The organism is Burkholderia sp. Ac-20349 (genome assembly GCF_017104865.1).
GTDB classification, from domain to species: domain Bacteria; phylum Pseudomonadota; class Gammaproteobacteria; order Burkholderiales; family Burkholderiaceae; genus Burkholderia; species Burkholderia aenigmatica.
Window position 1 is genome coordinate 1 of record NZ_JAAGPM010000340.1, and the last position, 990, is coordinate 990.

Genomic DNA, 990 nt, shown 5'->3' on the forward strand with positions numbered 1-990 from the left:
TCATCGCACACACGAGCACGGCGAGCGCAGCCAGTGCGAACGGCGCAAGGCGGCGTGACGTGCCGATGCGCGCGGCGCCGGAGTGCGATGCGGGCGACGGTGCGGAGAAGGGCGAAGCGTGAGCGGGCATCGGGTCAATCCGGAATCAGGCGAGCGCATCCGACAGGCGTCGGTGCAAGGTCGTGACGGCGAGCGGCAGGCGCGGGCCGAAGCCGAGCAGGAACAGCGCATCGAGCGCGACGACACGTTGCGCACGGCCGGCCGGCGTCGCGCCGAAGCCGGGCGTCGCGAGCAGTGCGGCGCGGCCGCCAACGGCTGCGAGCCCTTCGTCGGAGATCAGCACGACGTCGGGTGCGGCGGCTGCCAGCGCCTCGGTCGTCAGCGGCTTGTAGTGATCGAAGCCCTGCATCGCGTTGCGCGCGCCCGCGTAGCGGATCATTGCGTCGGCGGCCGTGCGCTGGCCGGCGACGAGCGCCTGGTTGCCGGTATGGTTCAGCACGAACAGCACGCGCGGCGGCTGCGCGCCGCCGGGCGCGCGGGCAGCGACCGCGTCGCGCGCGGCCTGCCAGTCGCGGTCGAAACGTTGCAGCAGCGCGGTACCCGCGTCGCGCACGTCGAGCGCCTGCGCGACGCCGGTGATCTTCGCGCGCACCGATTCGACGTCGTGGCGCTCGTCGAACGTCGTCACCGCGACGCCGGCGTTTTTGACTTGCGCGATGGCGGTGGGCGGACCGGCTTCCGCCGACGCGAGCACGAGATCGGGTCGTAGCGACAGCAGCCCCTCGGCCGACAGCGCGCGCTGGTAGCCGACCTTCGGCAGCCGCTTCGCGGCGTCGGGGTACGTGCAGGTGGTGTCTGCGCCGACGAGCCGGTAGCGCGGCGTTTCCGCGCCGCCGAGCGCGAACGCGGTTTCCGCGAGTGCGCCGCCGATCACGACCACGCGTTTCGGCGCGGCCCGCGCACCCTGGGCGAGCACGCTGCCGGGCAGCG

General features: G+C 73.6%; 1 protein-coding gene. It reads right to left on the minus strand.

Annotated features, from left to right (window positions below):
• Nucleotides 1-145: 145 nt before the first annotated feature.
• Nucleotides 146-988: a helical backbone metal receptor gene (locus G3N61_RS39095; protein ID WP_241018143.1), complete on the minus strand. Its 843-nt coding sequence runs from the start codon at nucleotides 986-988 to the stop codon at nucleotides 146-148.
• Nucleotides 989-990 lie beyond the last annotated feature (2 nt).